Raw genomic sequence first — 19,595 nt, 5'->3', positions numbered from 1 at the left:
GCTTCTGCAGAATGCCGGCATGCCACAGCACTTGATCGTCCAACTGTCATTGACCGCGCTGCTCGCCGTCGCTGCGGTGCCGTCGCTGGCAGCCGGGCCGCTGGTCGACTCGCTGGGCATCGGCTTCGTGCGCCTGCCGGCAGGCGAGTTCAGGATGGGCAGCGACGAGTCGGTCGCCACCCTGACCGCCGCCTACCCGGCCCTGGACCCATCCCGCTTCGAGCGGCTGACCGACGAGGCGCCCGTGCACGTCGTGCGCATCACGCGGCCTTTCGAGATGAGCCGGCATGAGGTCACGGTGGGCCAGTTCCGCGCCTTCCTGCAGCGCTCGGGCCATGTGCCCCAATCCGTCGCCGACGGCACCGGCGGCTATGGCTACAACGTCGCCTACGACCCTGCCACCAGTCCGCGCAACGACGCTTTCGAGGGCCGCCGGCCGGTCTACTCCTGGCAGAACCCCGGCTTCCCGCAGGGCGATGACCACCCGGTCGTCAATGTCACCTGGCACGACGCGATGGCCCTGGCCCGCTGGCTGTCCGCCCAGGAAGGCCGGCGCTACCGGTTGCCGACCGAGGCGGAATGGGAGTACGCCTGCCGCGCCGGCCGGCAGGGCCGCTACCAGCATGGCAACGACCCCGAGGGTCTGGTGCGCGCAGGCAACACCTTCGACGCCGACACCGCTGCGCTATGGCCCCAATGGCGCGACCGCGCCCTCGCCGGCCATGACGGCCACGCCTTCACGGCGCCGGTCGGTTCCTATGCGCCCAACGCCTTCGGCCTGTTCGACCTGCATGGCAACGTGTGGGAATGGACGGCGGACTGGTATGGCGAGGGCTACTACGCGCAGTCGCCGCCCGCCGACCCGACAGGCCCTGCGGCGGGCGACACCAAGGTGCGCCGTGGCGGCTCCTGGCACAGCTGGTCGCTGTATGCGCGCTGCTCCTACCGCAACTGGAACACGCCGGAGACGCGCTACACGCTGGTGGGCATCCGGTTGGTCAGAGACGCCGCCCCCTAACCGCCGATGTAAGCGGCAAGGTGCTTGGCCGTCAATGTCCCCGGCTTCTTGACCAGCGCCGCCGGCGTACCTTCGAAGACGACCTTGCCACCGTCATGCCCGGCGCCCGGTCCGAGGTCGATCAGCCAGTCTGCATGCGCCATGACGGCCTGGTGGTGCTCGATGACGATGACCGATTTGCCGCTGTCGACCAGCCGGTCCAGCAGCGCCAGCAGCTGCGCCACGTCGGCCAGGTGCAGGCCGGTCGTCGGTTCATCCAGCACATAGATGCCGCCCTTCTCGGCCATGTGGGTGGCGAGCTTCAGGCGCTGGCGTTCACCGCCTGACAGCGTGGTCAGCGGCTGGCCCAGGCTGAGGTAGCCCAGGCCCACGTCGGCCAGGCGCTCCAGGATGGCGTGGGCCGCCGGGACTTTTGCCGAGGCGAAGAAGGCGGTGGCCTCGGTGACCGGCATGGCCAGCACCTCGCTGATGTCGCGCCCCGCCAGCTTGTATTCCAGCACCGCCGGCTGGAAGCGCTTGCCCTCGCAGTCCTCACACGTTGTCGCCACGCTCGCCATGGGGCCGAGGTCCGTGAAGATGACGCCCGCGCCGTTGCAGGCCGGGCAGGCGCCTTCGGAGTTGGCGCTGAAGAGGGCCGGCTTGACGCCATTGGCCTTGGCGAAGGCGCTGCGGATGGGGTCGAGCAGCCCGGTGTAGGTGGCCGGGTTGCTGCGCCGCGAGCCGCGGATGGCGGCCTGGTCGATGGCGACGACGTCGTCCAGTTTGGCGACCGAGCCGTGGATCAGCGAGCTCTTGCCCGAGCCCGCCACGCCGGTGACGACGACGAGCACGCCCAGCGGGATGTCGACGTCCACCTTCTTCAGGTTGTGCGTGCTGGCGCCGCGCACCTTGAGCGCGCCCTTGGGTTTGCGCATGGCGGCCTTCAACACGGCGCGGTCATCCAGGTGGCGGCCGGTCAGCGTGCCGCTCTTGCGCAGGCCCTCGACGCTGCCCTGGTAGACGACCTCGCCGCCGCCCGACCCGGCGCGCGGCCCGAGGTCGATGACGTGGTCGGCAATGGCGATGACCTCGGGCTTGTGCTCGACAACCAGCACCGTGTTGCCCTTGTCGCGCAGGCGCAGCAGCAGCTCGTTCATGCGGCCGATGTCATGCGGGTGCAGGCCGATGGTCGGCTCGTCGAAGACATAGGTCACGTCGGTCAGCGCCGAGCCGAGGTGGCGGATCATCTTCGTGCGCTGCGCCTCGCCACCGGACAGCGTGCCGGAGGGCCGGTCCAGCGACAGATAGCCCAGGCCGATCTCGACGAAGGCGTCGAGCAAGTGCTGCAGCGCGGTCAGCAGCGGCGCGACGTTAGGCGCCTTCAGCGCGCGCACCCAGTCGGCCAGGTCGCTGATCTGCATCGCGCAGGCTTCGGCGATGTTGAGTTTGCCGATGCGCGAAGACCGCGCCGCTTCGCCCAGCCGCGAGCCGCCGCATTCGGGGCAGGTGGTGAAGGTGATGGCGCGCTCAACGAAGGCGCGGATGTGCGGTTGCAGCGCCTCCACGTCCTTGGACAGGAAGGACTTCTGGATGGACGGGATCAGACCGGCATAGGTCAGGTTGATGCCGGAGACCTTGATCTTGGTCGGCTCCTTGTGCAGGAGGTCGTGCAGTTCGCGCTTGGTGAACTTGGCAATCGGCTTGTCGGGGTCGAAGAAGCCGCAGGCGCGGAAGATGCGGCCGGACCAGCCGTCCATGCTGTAGCCGGGGATGGTGATGGCACCTTCGTTGATCGACTTGGCCGAGTCGTAGAGCTGGGTCAGGTCGAAATCGCTGACCGAGCCCATGCCCTCGCAGCGCGGGCACATGCCGCCAGTGCGGGTGAAGGTTTGCTTGACCGCCTGGCTGGCATCGCCCTTGTCGACGGTGATGACACCGGTGGCCTTCACCGACGGCACGTTGAACGCGAAGGCGCTGGGCGGGCCGATGTGCGGCTTGCCCAGGCGGCTGAAAAGGATGCGCAGCATCGCGTTGGCGTCCGTCGCCGTGCCCACCGTGGAGCGCGCGTTGGCGCCCATGCGCTCCTGGTCCACGATGATGGCCGTGGTGATGCCGTCCAGCACGTCCACATCCGGCCGCGCCAGCGTCGGCATGAAGCCCTGCACGAAGGCGCTGTAGGTCTCGTTGATCAGCCGCTGCGACTCGGCCGCGAGCGTGCCGAAGACGAGCGAGCTCTTGCCCGATCCCGACACGCCGGTGAACACCGTCAACCGCCGCTTGGGGATGTCGACGCTGATGTCCTTGAGGTTGTTCTCGCGTGCGCCCTGCACGCGAATCCGGTCGTGGTGGTCCGCCACGGGAGCGGCGAGCGTTTTCTTGGTGGCCATGCCCGAGAGGATAGCCAGGGGGCAAAGTCCTACGCCAGCCTCGCCCTCGTCCGACGCTGCCACAACGGCTCGCGGCGCAGACTGGACTCATCCATCGCTACCAGGAGACCGTCATGGGACACAGCAGCCTTGTGGGCATCGAAAAGACGCCCCTCCGCCCCAAGGGCACCGATGAAGAAGCACTCGGCCCTTCCGATATTTCGGACAGCGGCAGCGACATGCTGGGCGCCGGCAGCATCCCGGCCGCTGACCCGGGCGAGCCGGTCGACGTGACGCTGAACCGCGACCAGGCCGTGGCGCCCATCGAGGGCACCGGCGAGGCGTCGGACGAGACCGAGGCGTCGGACATCGATGTCGACCGCATCATCGATGCGCCCGACAGCGAGGAACTCATCGACGACATCGATCTGGACGACGACACGCCGGCCACCGGGCGGGCGCGCCCGAGCTAGCGACGCGAGTTGCGGGCTGCGCCCAAGCGGCGCAGCACTTTCGTATCAGGCCGGCTTGGCCGGCGTGGTCGCCACGCAGGTCTTGGCCACCGCCAGGCCGCGCAGGAAACCGCGCCGCACGCCTCCGGCCGTGATGGCCGCGTTGACTTGGCGGGCGTAGCGCTCGGCGCCACTGAGCTTGCGGATCCAGCCCCGGAACGGAATGACGCCTTCCGCCGTGCGTTGCAGCGCGCCTGTGGCAGCATCCTCGCCGCGCTCCAGCAGGCCGGTGTTTCCCTTGCCCGTGGGGGCGTCGAGATCAGGACCGAGCACTTCGTCGAGTGCCTGGATGCTGGTGGTCAGCGCCGGGCAGCTGACATCGGCCGGCTGCGCGTAGGGCGCAGCGGCGGCGGCGCGCAGCACTTCGGGAATATCGGCGCGAACGACGTTGAGGTCGGAGAGCGGCGTGGTGGCGGCACCGGCGACCTTGTCTTGGCTGGCGCTGGCGCAGGCAGTCAGGGCAAGGATGGCGGCGAGAGTGAGAGCGAGGTGATGTGGGCGCATGGCGCGCGCATCATCTCAGGCCGGCGTTGATTTTTGCGAGCGCGGCCGAGCCCGGGCAGAGGTCTTTTTCACCAAGACCGTTGAGCGGCGCGGCCGCCGTGCGCTGGGCGGCATGCCAGTCCTTGGCGGTGGGATCGACGTAAAGCAGGCCCGTGGCGATCTCGCCGCCCGCCGCGAAACGCTGCATCGCGTTCATCGCGCCGAGGCGATCCGTCGGGTCGTAGTCCGGCGCCATCTTCCTTAGGCGCAGCGTGCTGCCGTCGGCCTGCGGCACGTCGATGGTCTCGGCCGAAAGCGGGGCGACCTGCTCGGTCGCCAGGTCAATGAAGTCAATGCGGTTGAGCGCCTCGTTGTGGGCGCGCACATGGTCATAACTGCGTGTCGAGCCGGCGTGGTTGTTGAAGGCCACGCAGGGGCTGATGACGTCGATGAAGGCCGCGCCGCCGTGGCGGATGGCGCCTTCGATCAGTGGCACCAGCTGGGCCTTGTCGCCGGAGAAGCTGCGTGCCACAAAGGTGGCGCCAAGTTGCAGGGCCAGCGCGGCGAGGTCGATGGCCGCGTCATTGTTGGTGGCGCCCTTCTTGGCCACCGAGCCCTTGTCGGCCGTGGCGCTGAACTGGCCCTTGGTGAGGCCATAGACGCCGTTGTTCTCGACGATGTAGACCATGCGCACGCCGCGCCGCATCGCGTGGGCGAACTGGCCGAGGCCGATGGAGGCGGAGTCGCCGTCGCCCGACACGCCGAGGTAGAGCAACTCGCGGTTGGCGAGGTAGGCGCCCGTCAGCACGCTGGGCATGCGGCCGTGCACGGTGTTGAAGCCGTGGCTGGCGCCGAGGAAGTAGTCGGGCGTCTTGCTGGAGCAGCCGATGCCGCTGAGCTTGGCGACGCGGTGGGGCTCGATGTCCAGCTGCCAGCAGGCCTGCACGATGGCGCTGGAGATGGAATCGTGGCCGCAGCCGGCGCACAGCGTGGAGACCTTGCCTTCGTAGTCGCGCCGCGTGTAGCCGACGGCGTTGCGAGTCAGGCTGGGGTGATGCAGCTTGGGTTTGGCGAGGTAGGTCATGCGGCACTCCTCGGGGCCGTGGCGAGCGCGTGCACATGGCGCGTGATCGCATCGGTGATGAAGCGGGCCGTGATGGGCGTGCCGTCGAAATGCAGCACCGGCGTGAGGTGTTTGGGCGCCACCTCCAGCTCGTTGACGAGCATGCGGCGCATCTGCGCGTCGCGGTTCTGCTCGACGACGAACACGGCGTCGTGCGCCTCGATGAACTCCGCGACCGACGGCGGGAAGGGATAGGCGCGTAGCCGCATCGCGTCGATGTGGATGCCGGCCTCGGCCAGCGCCGCCAGCGCCTCGTCCATGGCCGGCGCGGTGGAGCCGAAGTAGAGGACGCCCACGCTGGTCTTCTGCGCGGCTGCGCGCACCAGCGGCTGCGGCGCGAGCAGCGCGGCGGTGGCGAACTTGGCGCGCAGGCGCTCGACGTTGCGCAGGTAGTCCTCACCGCGCTCGGAGTAGATGGCAGCCTCGTTGCGCGTGGTGCCGCGCGTGAAGTAGGCGCCCTTGCTCGCATGCGTGCCGGGCAGCGTGCGCCAAGGGATGCCGTCGCCATCCACGTCCTTGTAGCGGGCGAATTCCTTGCCAGCCTCCAACTGTTCGGCCGTCATGACCTTGCCGCGGTCATAGCGGCGCGTGTCGTCCCACTCCAGCGGCGCGCACAGCCGCTGGTTCATGCCGATGTCGAGGTCGCTCATCAGGAAGACGGGCGTTTGCAGGCGCTCGGCCAGGTCCAGTGCATCGGCCGCGAACTCGAAGCACTCGCGCGGGTCCTCGGGCAGCAGCAGCACATGTTGCGTGTCGCCGTGCGACGCGTAGGCGCTGGAGAGCAGGTCGGCCTGCTGCGTGCGCGTGGGCATGCCGGTGCTGGGGCCACCGCGCTGCACGTCGATGACGACGAAGGGGATCTCGGCGAAGTAGGCCAGGCCAAGGAACTCGGTCATCAGCGACACGCCCGGCCCCGACGTGCAGGTGAAGGCGCGCGCGCCGTTCCAGCCGGCGCCGGTGATGATGCCGATGGAGGCGATCTCGTCCTCGGCCTGCACGATGGCGTAGCGCTTCTCGCCGGTGGCGGGGTCGGTGCGGAACTTGGTCGCGTACTTTTCGAAGGCCTCGGCCACCGACGACGACGGCGTGATCGGATACCAGGCGCAGACGGTCGCGCCGCCGTACACGCAGCCCAGTGCCGTCGCCGCGTTGCCTTCCAGGAATACCTTGTCGCCCACGGCATCGGCTGGCTTCACCGCCAGGCCAAAGGGCTGCACGGACAGGTGATCCCGCGCGAACTCGCGGCCGGCGTGCAGCGCGCGGACGTTGGAGTCCAGCAGCCGCTCCTTGCCCTTGTACTGCTCGGCGAAGAGCTTCTCGATGACGGCCGCTTCGATGCCCATCAGCTCGCTCAGCGCCCCCAGCACGAGGATGTTCTTGAACAGCGTGCGCTCGCGCGGCACGTCGTAGGTGGCGTTGCAGATGGCGGTGGCCGGCATGCCGATGATGTGGATGTCGGGCCGGAAGGCGCTGGCCGGCATCGGCTTGGTCGAGTCGTAGAACAGGTAGCCGCCGGGCTGGATCTCGGCCAGGTCCTGGGCCCAGGTCTGCGGGTTCATGGCGACCATCAGGTCCACGCCGCCGCGGCGGCCCAGCCAGCCGGCCTCGCAGACGCGCACCTCGTACCAGGTCGGCAGGCCCTGGATGTTGCTCGGGAAGATGTTGCGCGGGCTGACCGGCACGCCCATGCGCAGGATGGCGCGGGCGAACAGCTCGTTGGCCGAGGCCGAGCCCGAGCCATTGACGTTGGCGAACTTGACGACGAAGTCGTTGACGGCTTCGATGCGGCTCATACCGTCACCTCCTTGCGGCTCGTGTGGTCGCGGCAGGACGCACCCGCCTTGGCCGTCACCAGCAGAAATTTCTGCATGTCCCAGGCCCCCGTCGGACAGCGCTCGGCGCACAGGCCGCAGTGCAGGCAGACGTCCTCGTCCTTGGCCATGATGCGGCCAGTCTTCAGCCCGCCTTCGACGTAGACGTCCTGCATCAGGTTCAGCGCCGGCGCGTTCAGCCGCTCGCGCAGGTCGGCGCTGTCGTCGCTGTCCTCGGTGAAGGTGATGCAGTCCATCGGGCAGATGTCCACGCAGGCATCGCACTCGATGCAGAGCTTGGGCGCGAACACCGTCTGCACGTCGCAGTTCAGGCAGCGCTGCGCCTCTTTGAAGGCGGTGGCGGCGTCGAAGCCGAGTTCCACCTCGACCTTGATGCTGGCCAGTGCGATGCTGGCCGCCGTCCAGGGCACCTTGCTGCGCAGGTCGTTGGTGATGGCGTTGTCGTAGCTCCACTCGTGGATGCCCATCTTCTGGGACACGAGATTGACATGCGGCGGCGGGCGCTGCATGACCGGCTCGCCGTGCAGCAGGCGGTCGATGCTGACAGCGGCCTCATGGCCATGGGCGACGGCGGTGATGATGTTCTTCGGGCCGAAAGCCGCGTCGCCGCCGAAGAAGACGTGGGGCAGAGAGGACTGGAAGCTCTTCGCATCCAACACCGGCAGCCCGTCGTCGCCGAAGGCGATGCCCGCGTCACGCTCGATCCACGGGAAGCTGTTCTCCTGGCCGACGGCGATCAGCACCTCGTCGCAGGGGATGACGATCTCCTCCCCGGTCTGCGCTTTTTTGAAGCGCATGCCCGTCAACTTGCCACCGGCATGCTCGAAGGCCAGCGGCACGTGAAAGTCCAGAATCGGAATGCCCTCGTGCTCGGCGTCCTCCTTCTCCCACGGCGACGCCTTCATCTGCGCATAGCCGCTGCGCACGGCCACCGTCACGCTGCTGGCACCCAACCGCCTCGCCGAGCGGCAGCAGTCCATCGCCGTGTTGCCGCCACCCAGCACGATGACGCGCGGCGCGACGGCCGTCACATGGCCAAAGGACACGCTGGCCAGCCAGTCGATGCCGATGTGGATCTGCTCGCCCGCCTCCTGCCGCCCCGGCAGTGAGAGGTCACGCCCGCGCGGCGCGCCACAGCCAACGAAGACGGCATCCCAGCCTTCGGCGAGCAGCGCCTTCATCGAGGCGATGCGCTGACCGGAACGCCATTCCACGCCCAAACCGAGGATGTAGCCACACTCCTCGTCGATGACGCGCTCCGGCAGCCGGAAGCGCGGGATCTGCGTGCGGATGAAGCCGCCGGGCTTGGCCTCGCCATCGAACACCGTGACGGCATAGCCCTCCAGGGCCAGGTCTCGCGCCACCGCGAGCGACGCCGGCCCCGCGCCCACGCAGGCCACGCGCCTGCCGTTGCGCGCCGCCGGCTTGGGCAGCATGGCGCGAAACTCGTCCGTCTTGTTGTCCGCCGCCACACGCTTCAAGCGACAGATCGCCACGGGCTCGGGCTTAGCCGCCTGCTTCTCCTCGACCCGGCCACGCCGGCAGGCGGGCTCGCAAGGCCGGTCACACGTCCGCCCCAGCACGCCGGGGAAGACGTTGCTGACCCAGTTGACCCAATAGGCCTCGTCATGCCGCCCCTGGGCAATGAGCCGGATGTACTCCGGCACAGGGGTGTGCGCGGGGCAGGCCCACTGGCAATCGACGACCTTGTGGAAATAGGCCGGGTCCGAGATGTCGGTGCGCTGCACGGTGTCTCCTCCGTGGGTGCGTTTTGTCGCGGCAGTCTAGGACTGGCGATCACCGCAAATCAACGTGGAAACCCTTTGCACCGGCGGCAGGCGCCGGCAAGCTGGTGTCAGGCCGTGACAGCGATCCGGCGAACGCGCCCCGGGCCGACGGACGTCGCCGCCACCGTCACCGCCCAGCAGATCCAGGCCGTCCACATCGTGTGGCTGGGGTAGTGGGCGCCGCGCAGCATCTGGCCCAGGCCGTAGACGACGCCGAGTGAAATGACGCACGTGAGCCAGGCGCTCGCCGCCCGCGGATAGGCGCGGCCCAGCGCCCAACCGCCGCACAGGAAGGCGAAGGCCGCACTGGCGTGGCCGGACGGGAAGCAATGCCCGCCGCCGCCGTCGCGCAGGCCGAAGGTCCAGTGCGACACGTAAGCCGCCGTGCCACCGAACTCGCTCAGATCCCAGGGGCAGCTTGTCAGGCTGGCGCGTTTGATGAGCGACACCACGGCCAGGCAAAGCAAGGTGATCAGCAGCCAACTGAGGCGGTCACGCCGGCTCAGGCGCGGCAGCAGCGTGGGCCGCAGGTTGACGAGCACGATGAAGGCCATCACGGCCCAGGACAGCAGCCGGCCGCCCTGGTGAACCACCTGGGTGGTGAACCAGCTCTCGCGCAGCGCGAACCCTGCTGCGCTGCCCACCTGCCGCATGGCCCACAGGTCCAGACCGCTGGCATCCCAGGCCAGCAACGCTGCCAGACTCAGGGCCAGTGCCCACACGCGGGCCGGCAAGGCGACGCGCGCGAGACTGGGAGCAAGGCTGATCTGCATGACGGCGGATTGTGCGAACGCGCGAGCCGCAAGGCTTGCATTTGGCTGGCCGATTGACTCGGGATAGACCCGTATACGGTCACAGTTCACGCCAGCCCCGGCGCCCCCGAGGGCCTTGTCTACACTGCCCGAATGAGTTCTTCCGAGTTTGCTGCCGAGAGCGCCATCCGCATCGGCCGCCAGGCGCTTGAGGTCGAGGCGCGCGCCCTGGCCGAGCTGGCGCCCCGCCTGGGCGAGTCCTTTGCCCGCGCCGTGCAGGCCATCCTCGTCTGCAAGGGCCGCGTGGCCGTCATGGGCATGGGCAAAAGCGGCCACGTCGGCCGCAAGATCGCCGCCACGCTGGCGTCCACCGGCACGCCTGCGCTGTTCATTCACCCGGCCGAGGCGGCGCATGGCGACCTCGGCATGGTGACGGCCGGCGACATCGTGCTGGCCCTGTCCAACTCTGGCGAGAGCGACGAGCTGAACGCCATCCTGCCGGTGCTCAAGCGCCTGGGCATCCCGGTCATCGCCATGACTGGCCGGCCGGAATCCAGCCTGGCCGCCCATGCCGAGGTCGTGCTCGACAGCGCCGTGGCCGAGGAGGCCTGCCCATTGCAACTGGCGCCCACCGCCAGCACCACGGCGCAGATGGCCCTGGGCGACGCGCTGGCAGTGGCCCTGCTGGACGCACGCGGCTTCAAGGCCGAGGATTTCGCCCGCTCCCACCCCGGTGGCGCGCTGGGCCGCAAGCTGCTCACCCATGTGCGCGACCTGATGCGCAGCGGCGACGCCCTGCCCCGCGTGGCGGCCGGCACGTCCTTCACCGAGCTGATGCGCGAGATGAGCGCCAAGGCCCTGGGCATGGCGGTCATCGTCGATGCCGACGATCGCGTGCAAGGCATCTTCACCGACGGCGACCTGCGCCGCCTCGTCGAGCAGGGCCGCGACCTGCGCGCGCTCACCGCCGCCGAGGTCGCCCACCCCAGGCCGCGCACCGTCGGCGCCGACGCGCTGGCCGTCGATGCCGCCGACCTGATGGAAGCCGCGCGCATCACCGTCGTGCTCGTCACCGACGCCGACAAGCGCCTGCTCGGCGCCATCAGCATCAACGACCTGATGCGCGCAAAGGTAATTTGATGGCCGCGCTGGTGTTTCCTCCCGAACTGCTGGTCAAGGCGCAAGGCACGGGCCTGTCCGTCAAGCTGGCCCTCTTCGACGTCGACGGCGTGCTGACCGACGGCCGCATCTACATCGGCGACAGCGGCGAGGCCTTCAAGGCCTTTTCGACGTTGGACGGCCACGGCCTGAAATCGCTACAGCAGGTGGGCATCACGCCGGTCGTCATCACCGGCCGGGACAGCCCCGCCGTGCGCCGCCGCGTCGCCGACCTGGGCCTGACGCACGCCCTCTACGGCATCAGCGACAAGCTGGCCGCCGCCGAGCCGGTGCTGGCGCAACTCGGCGCCAGCTGGGGCGAGGTGGCCGCCATGGGCGACGACTGGCCCGACCTGCCGCTGCTGGCCCGCGCCGGCTTTGCCTGTGCCCCGCCCGGCGCCCATGCCGAGGTGCTGGCCATCGCCCACCACGTCACCCGTGCGCCCGCCGGCTATGGCGCGGCCCGCGAGTTCTGCGACCTGCTGTTGATGGCAGCCGGCCACTACGAGCGCCTGCTGCACGCACACCACCGCACGCTCGACGGGGGCGCCGCTTGACGCCGGCCCTGCCCGCACCGACGCCGCGCTTGCGTCCGGCCCAGCCCTGGCTGTGGCGCGTGCAGAGCCTGCTGTCCAACTACCTGCCGTTGCTGTTGATGGCGTTTCTGGCCAGCGGCACCTGGTGGCTGGTGAAGAACACGCCGCTGCTGGACGACCCTGGCGCACCCGCCGCGCCGCGCCATGAGCCCGACTACCGCATGGCCCGCTTCGAGATCCAGCGCATCGGCGCCGACGGCCGGCTCAACGTGCAGATCGCCGGCGCCGAGCTGCGCCACTACCCCGACACCGACACCGTCGAGATCGACCAGGTCCGCGTGCGCGCCGTGTCGCCCGACGGCAGCCTCGCGATCGCCGAAGCCAGGCGTGCCCTCAGCAATGGCGACGGCAGCGACATGCAGCTGCTGGGCGACGTGCGCCTGCGCCGCCTTCCGCCCGGCGCGGGCGAGAACGACCGCGCGCAGATGGAAGTGCGCGGAGAGTTTCTGCAGGCCCTGTCCAACAGCGAGATCCTGCGCTCCCATCTGCCCGTCACCATCCGCCAGGGCGGCACGACGATGAACACGCAGAACTTCGAATACCGGCACCTGACAGGCCAGGTCAGCTTCAGCGGCAAGGCGCAGGGGCAGATCACGTCGCGGCCGGCTCGATGACGGAACTGGTCTTCATCACCGGCGCGTCCAGCGGCATCGGCCAGGCGCTAGCGCTGCGCTACTACCAGGACGGCGCCTGCCTGGCGCTGGTGGCCCGCCGCACCGCCGAGGTCGAGCGCTGGGCGGTCGAGCAGAAGCTCGCCCCGGCGCGCTTCAAGGTCTACGGCGCCGACGTGGCCGACGAAGCGGCCATTGCTCAAACGGGCCGCGACTGCATCGCCGCCCAGGGCCTGCCCGACGTCGTCATCGCCAACGCCGGCATCAGCATCGGCATGGACACGGCGCACTTCGACGACCTCGACGTGATGCGCCGCACCTTTGCCACCAACAACGTCGGCCTGGCCGCCACCTTCCATCCCTTCGTCGCAGCGATGAACGAGCGCGGCTCGGGCACGCTGGTCGGCATCGCCAGCGTTGCCGCCATCCGCGGCCTGCCGGGCCATGGCGCCTACTCGGCCAGCAAGGCTGCCGTCGTCGCCTACTGCGAGAGCCTGCGTGGCGAATGCCGACCCTACGGCGTCAAGGTGGTCACGCTGCTGCCGGGCTATATCGACACGCCGCTGACGCGCGGCAACCGCTATTCCATGCCCTTTCTGATGCCAGTGGACGACTTCGCGGAACAGGCCGTGCGCGCCATCCGCGCGCAGGTCAGCTACCGCGTCATCCCCTGGCAGATGGGCGTTGTGGCCAAGCTGTTGCGCCTGCTGCCTAACGCGCTGTATGACCGGCTGCTGGCCGGCCGGCCGCGCAAGAAGCGCGCGAGCGAATAGCCGGGCGGCGCGGCTACACTGCGCGCCTTCGGACCGAGAGCCGGCCCTGCATGGGCGGCGAAGGAGGACATCATGGCCAAGGTGCTTCACCCCTGCTAGTGCCCGCGCGCTGACCTGCTTCAGCGCCGCCCGCCAGCCCGCACGCCTGTTCGCAGCGGGCTCAATGCCTCCCGTCGCGCCGCCCGCCGGGCCGCGACGTCATCGCTTCGATTGCCGCCATGAAATTCCCGCTTCTCGGCCTGGGCCTGTGCGCCCTGGCCCTGCCCGTGTGGGCCGATTCACCCATTCATCCGACTGCGCTGCGCCTAGCTCCTGCCGAGGCGGCGCCCGTCATCGACGGCCGCCTCGATGACGCTGCCTGGCAGCGCGCTCCCGTCTACGAGCGCTTCGTGCAGTTCCTGCCGGCAGACAAGCAGCCGGCACGCTGGCGCACCACGGTGCAGGTGCTCGTCACCGCAGATGCCCTCGTCTTCGGCATCCGCGCCTGGGACCCCGAGCCCGGCCGCATCCGCGCGCCACTGGCCCGGCGCGACCAGGTCAAGGCCGACCAGGACTTCGTCTCCGTCTTCATCGATCCCGTGGGCCGCCGCCGCACCGCGCAATACGCGCGCATCAGCGCGGCCGGCGTCGTCGAGGACGGCCTGTTCGCGGCAGAGGAAGACACCGAGGACACGGCGCCCGACTTCGACGTCGAGGCCGCTGCCACGCGCCTGCCGGACGGCTACAGCGTCGAGCTGCGCTGGCCGCTTGCAGCGCTGAGGTTCCCACACTCGGACGGCGCGCCCTGGCGCGTCATGGTGGCGCGCAACATCCCGCGCGAGAACCGCACGCTCGACGTCAGCGCGCCGGCGCATACGAAGGACGCGCTCAGCTTCATCGCCGAGCTGCAGCCGCTGGAGGGCCTGGCCGACCTCGTGGAGCAGGTGCGCGAACGCAGCTTCATCACCTTCCGTCCCGAGCTGACGCTGCGCTCGACGCGCGACAGCGACGAGACCGGCACGCGCCGCAGCCGCAAGGCAAGCCTCGGCGCAGAGTTCAAGTGGCGGCCGCGAGCGGACTGGGTGATCGACGCGACGCTCAACCCCGATTTCTCCCAGGTCGAGCTGGATGCTCCTCAGCTCGCGGGCAACACCCGGTTTGCGCTGAGCGTGCCGGAGAAGCGGCCGTTCTTCCTGGAGAGCGCCGATGTCGTCGGCCCCACCCAGCCGGATGAGTCCGGCGAAAACCGCAGCCTGGCGGCCTTCTACACCCGAGCCATCACCGACCCCGACTGGGGCCTGCGTGCCACCTGGCGCGGCGCCGGAGCCGAGGCCACGGCGCTGAGCTTGCGCGACGCCGGCGGGGGGCAGGTCTTGCGGGCAGGCGCCTTTGCGACGCGCAGCGGCCTGCAGCCTCAGAGCTCGCAGGCCCGCTTTGCGCGCGGCCGCATGCAGCTGGGCAGCCTGGGCCTGGCCGGCCTGGTTTCACAGCGCGACTTCGGCAACGGCCTGCGCACCCAGGTCACCGGCAGCGACGGCGTCTGGCGCGCGGGCGACAGCGACCAATGGCGCGGGCACCTGCTGTTGTCGGGCACGACGCTGGGGCTGGACGAGGCCGGCCAGGTGCTGCGCGTCTCGCGCCAGCGCGGCCACCGCGCATGGCTGGGTTGGCGCCACCGCGATGCCGACTGGGTCGCCAACGTCAACGTCGAGGAGATCAGCGCGCGCTTCGCCAACGACAACGGCTTCGTCAGCCAGAGCGGCGTGCGCCGCGCCTCCGCCTTCGGCTATCTGCGCATGGGCGAGCGCGAACTCATCGGCATAGACATGCACGACAGCGAGCTGCAGCTCACGGTCCAGGAAACGCGCACGCTGACCGACCCGCTGCTCGGCGTGGCCGCTGGTCAGGTCGTGGACCGGCTTTTTCAGCCCGGCTTCTGGTTCGCCGCAGCGCGCAACACCGGCGTCTGGGGCCATGTCGGGCTGGACCAGCACCGCGCCAGGAGCGGCGGCCCTTTGCATCAGACGCGCACGCTGCTGCTGGGCTTCGAGTCCAACCCGGGAGAGTTGCTGAGCTTCCTGATGGGCGAAATCGAATGGGGCAGACGCCTGGACGTGGAGGCCGACCGCCTCGGCCTGGGGCTACAGGCGCAGGTGGAGGCCAAGCTGCGCATGCCGCTCCCCGGCGGGTGGTGGCTGGAGGTGGAACAGCGCCTGGGCACCGGCTGGGTGGATGCCCCGGACGGCCGGCGCGCCTTCACAGACCGCAGCGCACAGAGTCTGATCGTGCTGCACCTGAGCCCGCGGGACTCGTTGCGCCTCATACACCAGCAGACCCATTTCACCCGTCGCCAGGACGTCGCCGCCAGCCTCTCCTCAGAGAACGGCCGGGAGCGGCAGCTGGCGCTGATGTTCCAGCACCGCGTCGGCCTGTCGCGCATCCTCAGCATCGGCCTGAACCGGGCCAGCGAGCGCCCCGGCCTGCTGCGCCGCCACGAACTGTTCGCCAAGGCCACGTTGGGGTACTGAAGCCCCTCGCCCAGCCCCGCGCCGCTGAACGCGGGCGCGCCTAGTGGGTCCCCCGAGAGGACGGCCATGACGGCGGCATTGAGCTGCCATCATGGCCTTGGCGGGCCGGCTTGGGAGCGGCCCGGCGCTCGGCCCGGAATTCCAGGGAGCCAACAGCCATGCGCAAAAGAAAAGGCGCCCGAGGGCGCCTTGTTCATTCGGTGCTGGGTCAGCTGGGCTTAGTAGCTGCCGCCACCGTAGCCACCGCCGCCGCCGCCGCCGGAGCGACCGCCGCCGCCACCGTATCCGCCGCCACCGCCGGAACGGCCACCGCCGCCACCGCCGTAGCCGCCGCCACCGCCGGAACGGCCACCGCCGCCGCCGCCGTAGCCGCCACCACCGCCGTAGCCACCGCCGCCACCACCGGTGCTGCCGCCACCACCGTAGCCGCCGCCACCGCCGGAACGGCCACCGCCGCCACCGCCGTAGCCACCACCACCGCCGTAGCTGCCGCCACCGCCGCCGCCGAAGCCACCACCGCCGGAACGGCCACCGCCGCCACCGCCGAAGCCGCCCGGACGCTCTTCACGAGGGCGAGCCTCGTTGACGACGATCGCGCGGCCTTCCAGGGCCTGACCGTTCATGCCGTTGATGGCTGCTTGAGCCTCAGCGTCAGAACCCATCTCGACGAAACCGAAACCCTTGGAACGGCCCGTCTCGCGGTCCATCATGACCTTTGCGGAGGTCACCGTACCAAACTGACCGAACGACTCTTGCAACGATTCGTCACGCACGCTGTAGGCCAGATTGCCCACATAAAGCTTGTTTCCCATGGGGAAGCCCTTCTCTACTCAAAACCAAAAAAACCATGTGGAGCTTCAACCCATCGTGAACCATTCAGCGAGGTGCGGCGTCCAGACACAGGCGAATCATTATGGTGGCGAGGGTAAAGATTGCACGGCGGCCCTCTGGTAAGTGTTGTTTTTCAGAGCTAGCACAAACCCTGGCGAGTCCCGTTTCTCATGTTCGCGTCATCGCTACCATCCCGGCCCAATGACTTTTCCCCTGCTGCCTGCCCTCGCCCGCGTCCTCGCCAGCATCGACGCGCCCCGAAATCTGCGCGCCCTCTATGCATTGCTGGCGGGCTTCTGCCTGGCCGGCCTGCTGTTGGCCATGGCCCAGTCGGCACTCGCCCGCAGCGACGAGCTGCTCAGCGCGCTGTGGATGGGCCTGGCGCTGGCTGTCGCCTTTTTCGGCGTCAACACCACTGGCCTGATGCTGATGGACCAGGCCCGCAGCCTGCCGGTGCGCGACCCGCAGGACGCCCTCGCCGACGCGCTGCGCAGCGGCCACCGCGTGCTGCTGGCCCTGCTGGCCTGCGTGGCGCTGGCCGCTGCTGGCGTGGCGGTGCTGGCCGGGCTGCTGTGGGCGACGCGCTGGCCCTGGGTGGGCGCGCCGCTGCTGGCCGTGGTGCTGCCGGCCGGCGTGCTGCTGCTGGGCGGGCTGGCCTTCGTGCTGGTCGTGCTGGTCGGGCCGCTGGCCGGGCCGGCGGTCTGGGCCGGGCGGCACAGCACCGGCGTGCTGGCTTTCCTGCGCGGGCGGCTGCGCCACGGCCTGCCGGAAACGGCCCTGCTGATGGCGACCGTCTACCTGCTGGTGGCGCTGACGACCGCGGCGGTCAGCTTTGTCGTGGTCACCGGCGGCAAGCTGCTCGCGGGACTGGCCATCCTGGGCGCGGGCATCGAGCTGCCGGCGCGCCAGCTGCTGGCCGGCGTCATGGGCCTGGGGCCGCGTGGCCTGGGCGCCAACGGCGTGGCGCTGGAAGGCGGCAACCTGGGCATGGCGGCGCTGATCGGCGGCGGCATCGTCTTTGCGCTGGCCCTGGTGCTGCCGACGCTGGTGTGGCTGCGTGGCTGCTGCGCGGTGTATCTGGCCCTGACCGAGGCGGAATGACACCCCGTATCGCGAGCCTTGTGCCGAGCGCGACCGAGACGCTGGTGGCCCTCGGACTGGGGCCCTGTCTTGTCGCCCGCACCGGCTTCTGCATCCACCCGGCCGAGGCGGTGAAGGATGTGCCCAAGGTCGGCGGCACCAAGGACGTGAACCTCGCCAAGCTGCGGCAGCTCGCGCCGACGCATGTTGTCGTCAACGTGGACGAGAACCGGCGCGAGACGGCTGAAGCGCTGGGGCAGTTCGTGCCCGAGGTCATCGTGACCCACCCAAGCCGGCCCGAGGACAACCTGGCGCTGTTCGAACAGCTGCGCGCCGCCTTCGCTGGCCAGCCTGGCGTGAACGAGCGCGCGGCGGCGCTGTCGAGCGAGTTTTCGGCCTCGCTGGCCCGGTGCCGCGAGCAGACCTGGCCGGGCGAGAACGTGCTCTACCTGATCTGGCGCGACCCGTGGATGACGGTGGCGCGCGACACCTACATCTCGACGCTGCTGGCGGAAGTCCACTGGCGCAGCTGGCCGGACATGCCGGGCGGCGAACACGGTGCCGGCCGCTACCCGACGTTGACGGGCGATGAGGCCTGGCTGCGCGGCATCGACCGCGTGCTGCTCAGCTCCGAGCCCTACCGCTTCGGCCCCACGCACATTGCCGAGGCGCAGGCGCTGTGCCCTCAGGCGCGGGTGCAACTGGTCGACGGCGAACTGCTGAGCTGGTGGGGGTCACGCGGCGCGGCGGGGTTGGACTATCTGCGCGGCCTCAGCGCGACCAGTCAACGCGATCCAGCAGCGCCTTGAGTTTTTCGGCCTTGCCAGGATTCAGCTGAGCCGCCCAGGCGACCCGGCCCTGCAGGTGGGCCCGCCAGTCGGCGTGACCCTCGCGGTTGTGGCCGGCGGGGCCGTCGACGACGCAGCGGTGCAGGATGGCCTTGAGACGGTCGAACTCGTCGCGCGGCAGGTTGGGCCGCTCATTGACGACGATGCCGCAGACCGATTGCCGCTGCGCGGTGCCGAGGCTGCGTGTCTTGCGTGGGTTCACGGTAAAGCCTTCGTCTGCGGCGATGGCCGCGACCCAGGCGGCGATCTGGCGCATGGGCAGCGTGGCCGGGCCGGAGATGACGAGGTCGTCGGCGTAGCGGCTGTAGCGCGCGCCGAAGGACTCGGCCAGGCCGGCCAGGCGGGCGTCCAGAGCGAAGGCGCAGAGGTTGGCCAGCGCGGGCGAGCTCGGCGCGCCCTGGGGCAGGTGGGCGTCGCGCAGCCGCTGGCGTTGCGGCCAGCTCAGGCGCGGCTCGGCGCGCAACCAGGCTTCGGGCGTGGCGACGGTGCACAGCGCGGTCAGCGCACGGGCGACCGCCGTGCTGTAGCCCAGCGTCGCGAAGAGAGCGTGAATGCGCGCGGCGCGCACGGTCGAAAAGAAGTCGCTGAGGTCGAAGCGCAAGACCCGGCCCTGGCCGGTGTGCCGGGCCGCGTGCTGCACGACCGAGCGGCCCGGCGTGTAGCCAAAGGCGGCCTCGTGCGGCGGCAGGCCGTTCAGCAACTGGCCGAGCAGGCGGCGCTGGACGGCGCGCAGATGCGGTTCGGGCACCTCCAGCAGCCGCCAGCCGGCGCCCTCGCCACGCTTGGGCAGCAGATGCTGGCGGTAGTGCTGCTGCACCAGAGGGCGACGGCGCTGCCAGTCGGCGGGTAGGGTCAGCCGCCACAGGCCGGCGGGCGTCATGCCCAGACCGCGCGCCAGCGCGCCGACGGTGGTCCAGTGCGGGCGCTGCAGGCCGGCCGGTGCCGGAGACAGGTCATCGGGCGGACACAGCAGCCAGTGGCGGGCGACCGGCCGCGCCTCGCTGCGCCAGGCTTGGGCAAAGGCATCGTGCGCTTCGACGCGCTCGGCCAGCGTCGCCACCTCCAGCCGCCGCCAGACCTCGCCCGGCACACGCGCCATCGCCTGCGCCAGCACGGCGAGCCAGGGCGGGCGGGCATCCAGGCAGACGGCCATGCGCGCCGCCAGGCCGCTTGCCTCATGCGGGCCAGCCAGCATCGCGCGGGCCAGCGCCCGGGCCGTCATCGTGCGGGCTGTATCCACCCGTCATGTCTCCCTGAAAAAGGTGCGGCACGCTGCCCGAGCGACGGGTGATGCGTGAGGTGTCGGGCGCATAGCGCCCCGAGCTTCACGCCCTGCTGG

General features: G+C 70.0%; 17 protein-coding genes. 9 read left to right on the top strand and 8 right to left on the bottom strand.

Annotated features, from left to right (window positions below; all coding sequences use genetic code 11):
• The first annotated feature begins 19 nt into the window (after positions 1-19).
• A complete protein-coding gene (locus AC0IZJ_RS20545; RefSeq protein WP_471853260.1) occupies positions 20-1,018 on the top strand; it encodes a formylglycine-generating enzyme family protein in 999 nt (332 codons plus the stop codon).
• On the opposite strand, the gene AC0IZJ_RS20540 is transcribed toward AC0IZJ_RS20545, so the two are convergent.
• Entirely contained in the window at positions 1,015-3,384 is a 2,370-nt protein-coding gene (locus tag AC0IZJ_RS20540; RefSeq protein WP_471853258.1) for an ATP-binding cassette domain-containing protein, read from the bottom strand. The two genes, AC0IZJ_RS20545 and AC0IZJ_RS20540, sit on opposite strands and share 4 nt — an antisense overlap.
• Before the next feature lie 113 nt (positions 3,385-3,497).
• Here AC0IZJ_RS20540 and AC0IZJ_RS20535 point away from each other — a divergent pair, with 113 nt between their 5' ends.
• Entirely contained in the window at positions 3,498-3,836 is a 339-nt protein-coding gene (locus AC0IZJ_RS20535; RefSeq protein ID WP_471853257.1) for a hypothetical protein, read from the top strand.
• 45 nt (positions 3,837-3,881) lie between these two features.
• Here AC0IZJ_RS20535 and AC0IZJ_RS20530 read toward each other — a convergent pair whose 3' ends face one another.
• From AC0IZJ_RS20530 to AC0IZJ_RS20510, 5 genes are all read right to left on the bottom strand, one after another.
• A complete protein-coding gene (locus AC0IZJ_RS20530; RefSeq protein ID WP_471853255.1) occupies positions 3,882-4,379 on the bottom strand; it encodes a hypothetical protein in 498 nt (165 codons plus the stop codon).
• A gap of 10 nt (positions 4,380-4,389) precedes the next feature.
• On the bottom strand, positions 4,390-5,442 hold the full coding sequence (locus AC0IZJ_RS20525; RefSeq protein ID WP_471853253.1) for a 2-oxoacid:ferredoxin oxidoreductase subunit beta: 1,053 nt from the start codon (positions 5,440-5,442) through the stop codon (positions 4,390-4,392).
• Positions 5,439-7,274 (bottom strand): 2-oxoacid:acceptor oxidoreductase subunit alpha, encoded by a 1,836-nt coding sequence (locus AC0IZJ_RS20520; protein ID WP_471853251.1) that lies wholly within the window; start codon positions 7,272-7,274, stop codon positions 5,439-5,441. Before AC0IZJ_RS20520 ends, AC0IZJ_RS20525 begins: the two co-directional genes overlap by 4 nt.
• Entirely contained in the window at positions 7,271-9,061 is a 1,791-nt protein-coding gene (locus tag AC0IZJ_RS20515; protein WP_471853249.1) for an FAD-dependent oxidoreductase, read from the bottom strand. Before AC0IZJ_RS20515 ends, AC0IZJ_RS20520 begins: the two co-directional genes overlap by 4 nt.
• A 107-nt stretch (positions 9,062-9,168) precedes the next feature.
• Positions 9,169-9,873, bottom strand: coding sequence for a phosphatase PAP2 family protein (locus AC0IZJ_RS20510; protein ID WP_471853247.1), 705 nt, complete (start codon positions 9,871-9,873; stop codon positions 9,169-9,171).
• A 132-nt stretch (positions 9,874-10,005) separates the two neighbouring features.
• Here AC0IZJ_RS20510 and AC0IZJ_RS20505 point away from each other — a divergent pair, with 132 nt between their 5' ends.
• The 5 genes from AC0IZJ_RS20505 (at position 10,006) to AC0IZJ_RS20485 (ending at position 15,497) form a co-directional block, all read left to right on the top strand.
• Positions 10,006-10,992 (top strand): KpsF/GutQ family sugar-phosphate isomerase, encoded by a 987-nt coding sequence (locus AC0IZJ_RS20505; RefSeq protein WP_471853245.1) that lies wholly within the window; start codon positions 10,006-10,008, stop codon positions 10,990-10,992.
• Positions 10,992-11,567: a KdsC family phosphatase gene (locus AC0IZJ_RS20500; RefSeq protein WP_471853244.1), complete on the top strand. Its 576-nt coding sequence runs from the start codon at positions 10,992-10,994 to the stop codon at positions 11,565-11,567. The genes AC0IZJ_RS20505 and AC0IZJ_RS20500 overlap by 1 nt, the downstream gene beginning before the upstream one ends.
• Entirely contained in the window at positions 11,564-12,220 is a 657-nt protein-coding gene (lptC, locus tag AC0IZJ_RS20495) for an LPS export ABC transporter periplasmic protein LptC (RefSeq protein WP_471853242.1), read from the top strand. Before AC0IZJ_RS20500 ends, lptC begins: the two co-directional genes overlap by 4 nt.
• On the top strand, positions 12,217-12,990 hold the full coding sequence (locus AC0IZJ_RS20490; protein WP_471853240.1) for an SDR family oxidoreductase: 774 nt from the start codon (positions 12,217-12,219) through the stop codon (positions 12,988-12,990). Before lptC ends, AC0IZJ_RS20490 begins: the two co-directional genes overlap by 4 nt.
• Before the next feature lie 218 nt (positions 12,991-13,208).
• Positions 13,209-15,497, top strand: a complete 2,289-nt coding sequence (locus tag AC0IZJ_RS20485) for a carbohydrate binding family 9 domain-containing protein (RefSeq protein WP_471853238.1) — start codon at positions 13,209-13,211, stop codon at positions 15,495-15,497.
• A 218-nt stretch (positions 15,498-15,715) separates the two neighbouring features.
• Here AC0IZJ_RS20485 and AC0IZJ_RS20480 read toward each other — a convergent pair whose 3' ends face one another.
• Positions 15,716-16,309 carry an RNA recognition motif domain-containing protein gene (locus tag AC0IZJ_RS20480; protein WP_471853236.1) on the bottom strand — a complete coding sequence of 198 codons (594 nt, stop codon included), beginning with the start codon at positions 16,307-16,309 and terminating at the stop codon, positions 15,716-15,718.
• Between the two features lie 220 nt (positions 16,310-16,529).
• On the opposite strand from AC0IZJ_RS20480, the gene AC0IZJ_RS20475 reads away from it, so the two are divergent.
• A complete protein-coding gene (locus AC0IZJ_RS20475; protein ID WP_471853234.1) occupies positions 16,530-17,429 on the top strand; it encodes a hypothetical protein in 900 nt (299 codons plus the stop codon).
• Positions 17,426-18,217: a helical backbone metal receptor gene (locus AC0IZJ_RS20470; protein WP_471853233.1), complete on the top strand. Its 792-nt coding sequence runs from the start codon at positions 17,426-17,428 to the stop codon at positions 18,215-18,217. Before AC0IZJ_RS20475 ends, AC0IZJ_RS20470 begins: the two co-directional genes overlap by 4 nt.
• On the opposite strand, the gene AC0IZJ_RS20465 is transcribed toward AC0IZJ_RS20470, so the two are convergent.
• Entirely contained in the window at positions 18,180-19,478 is a 1,299-nt protein-coding gene (locus AC0IZJ_RS20465; protein ID WP_471853232.1) for a reverse transcriptase family protein, read from the bottom strand. The two genes, AC0IZJ_RS20470 and AC0IZJ_RS20465, sit on opposite strands and share 38 nt — an antisense overlap.
• Positions 19,479-19,595 lie beyond the last annotated feature (117 nt).

The sequence above is a fragment of the Roseateles sp. AC306 genome, from assembly GCF_979253795.1.
This window is presented reverse-complemented; position numbering and strand designations above follow the sequence as displayed.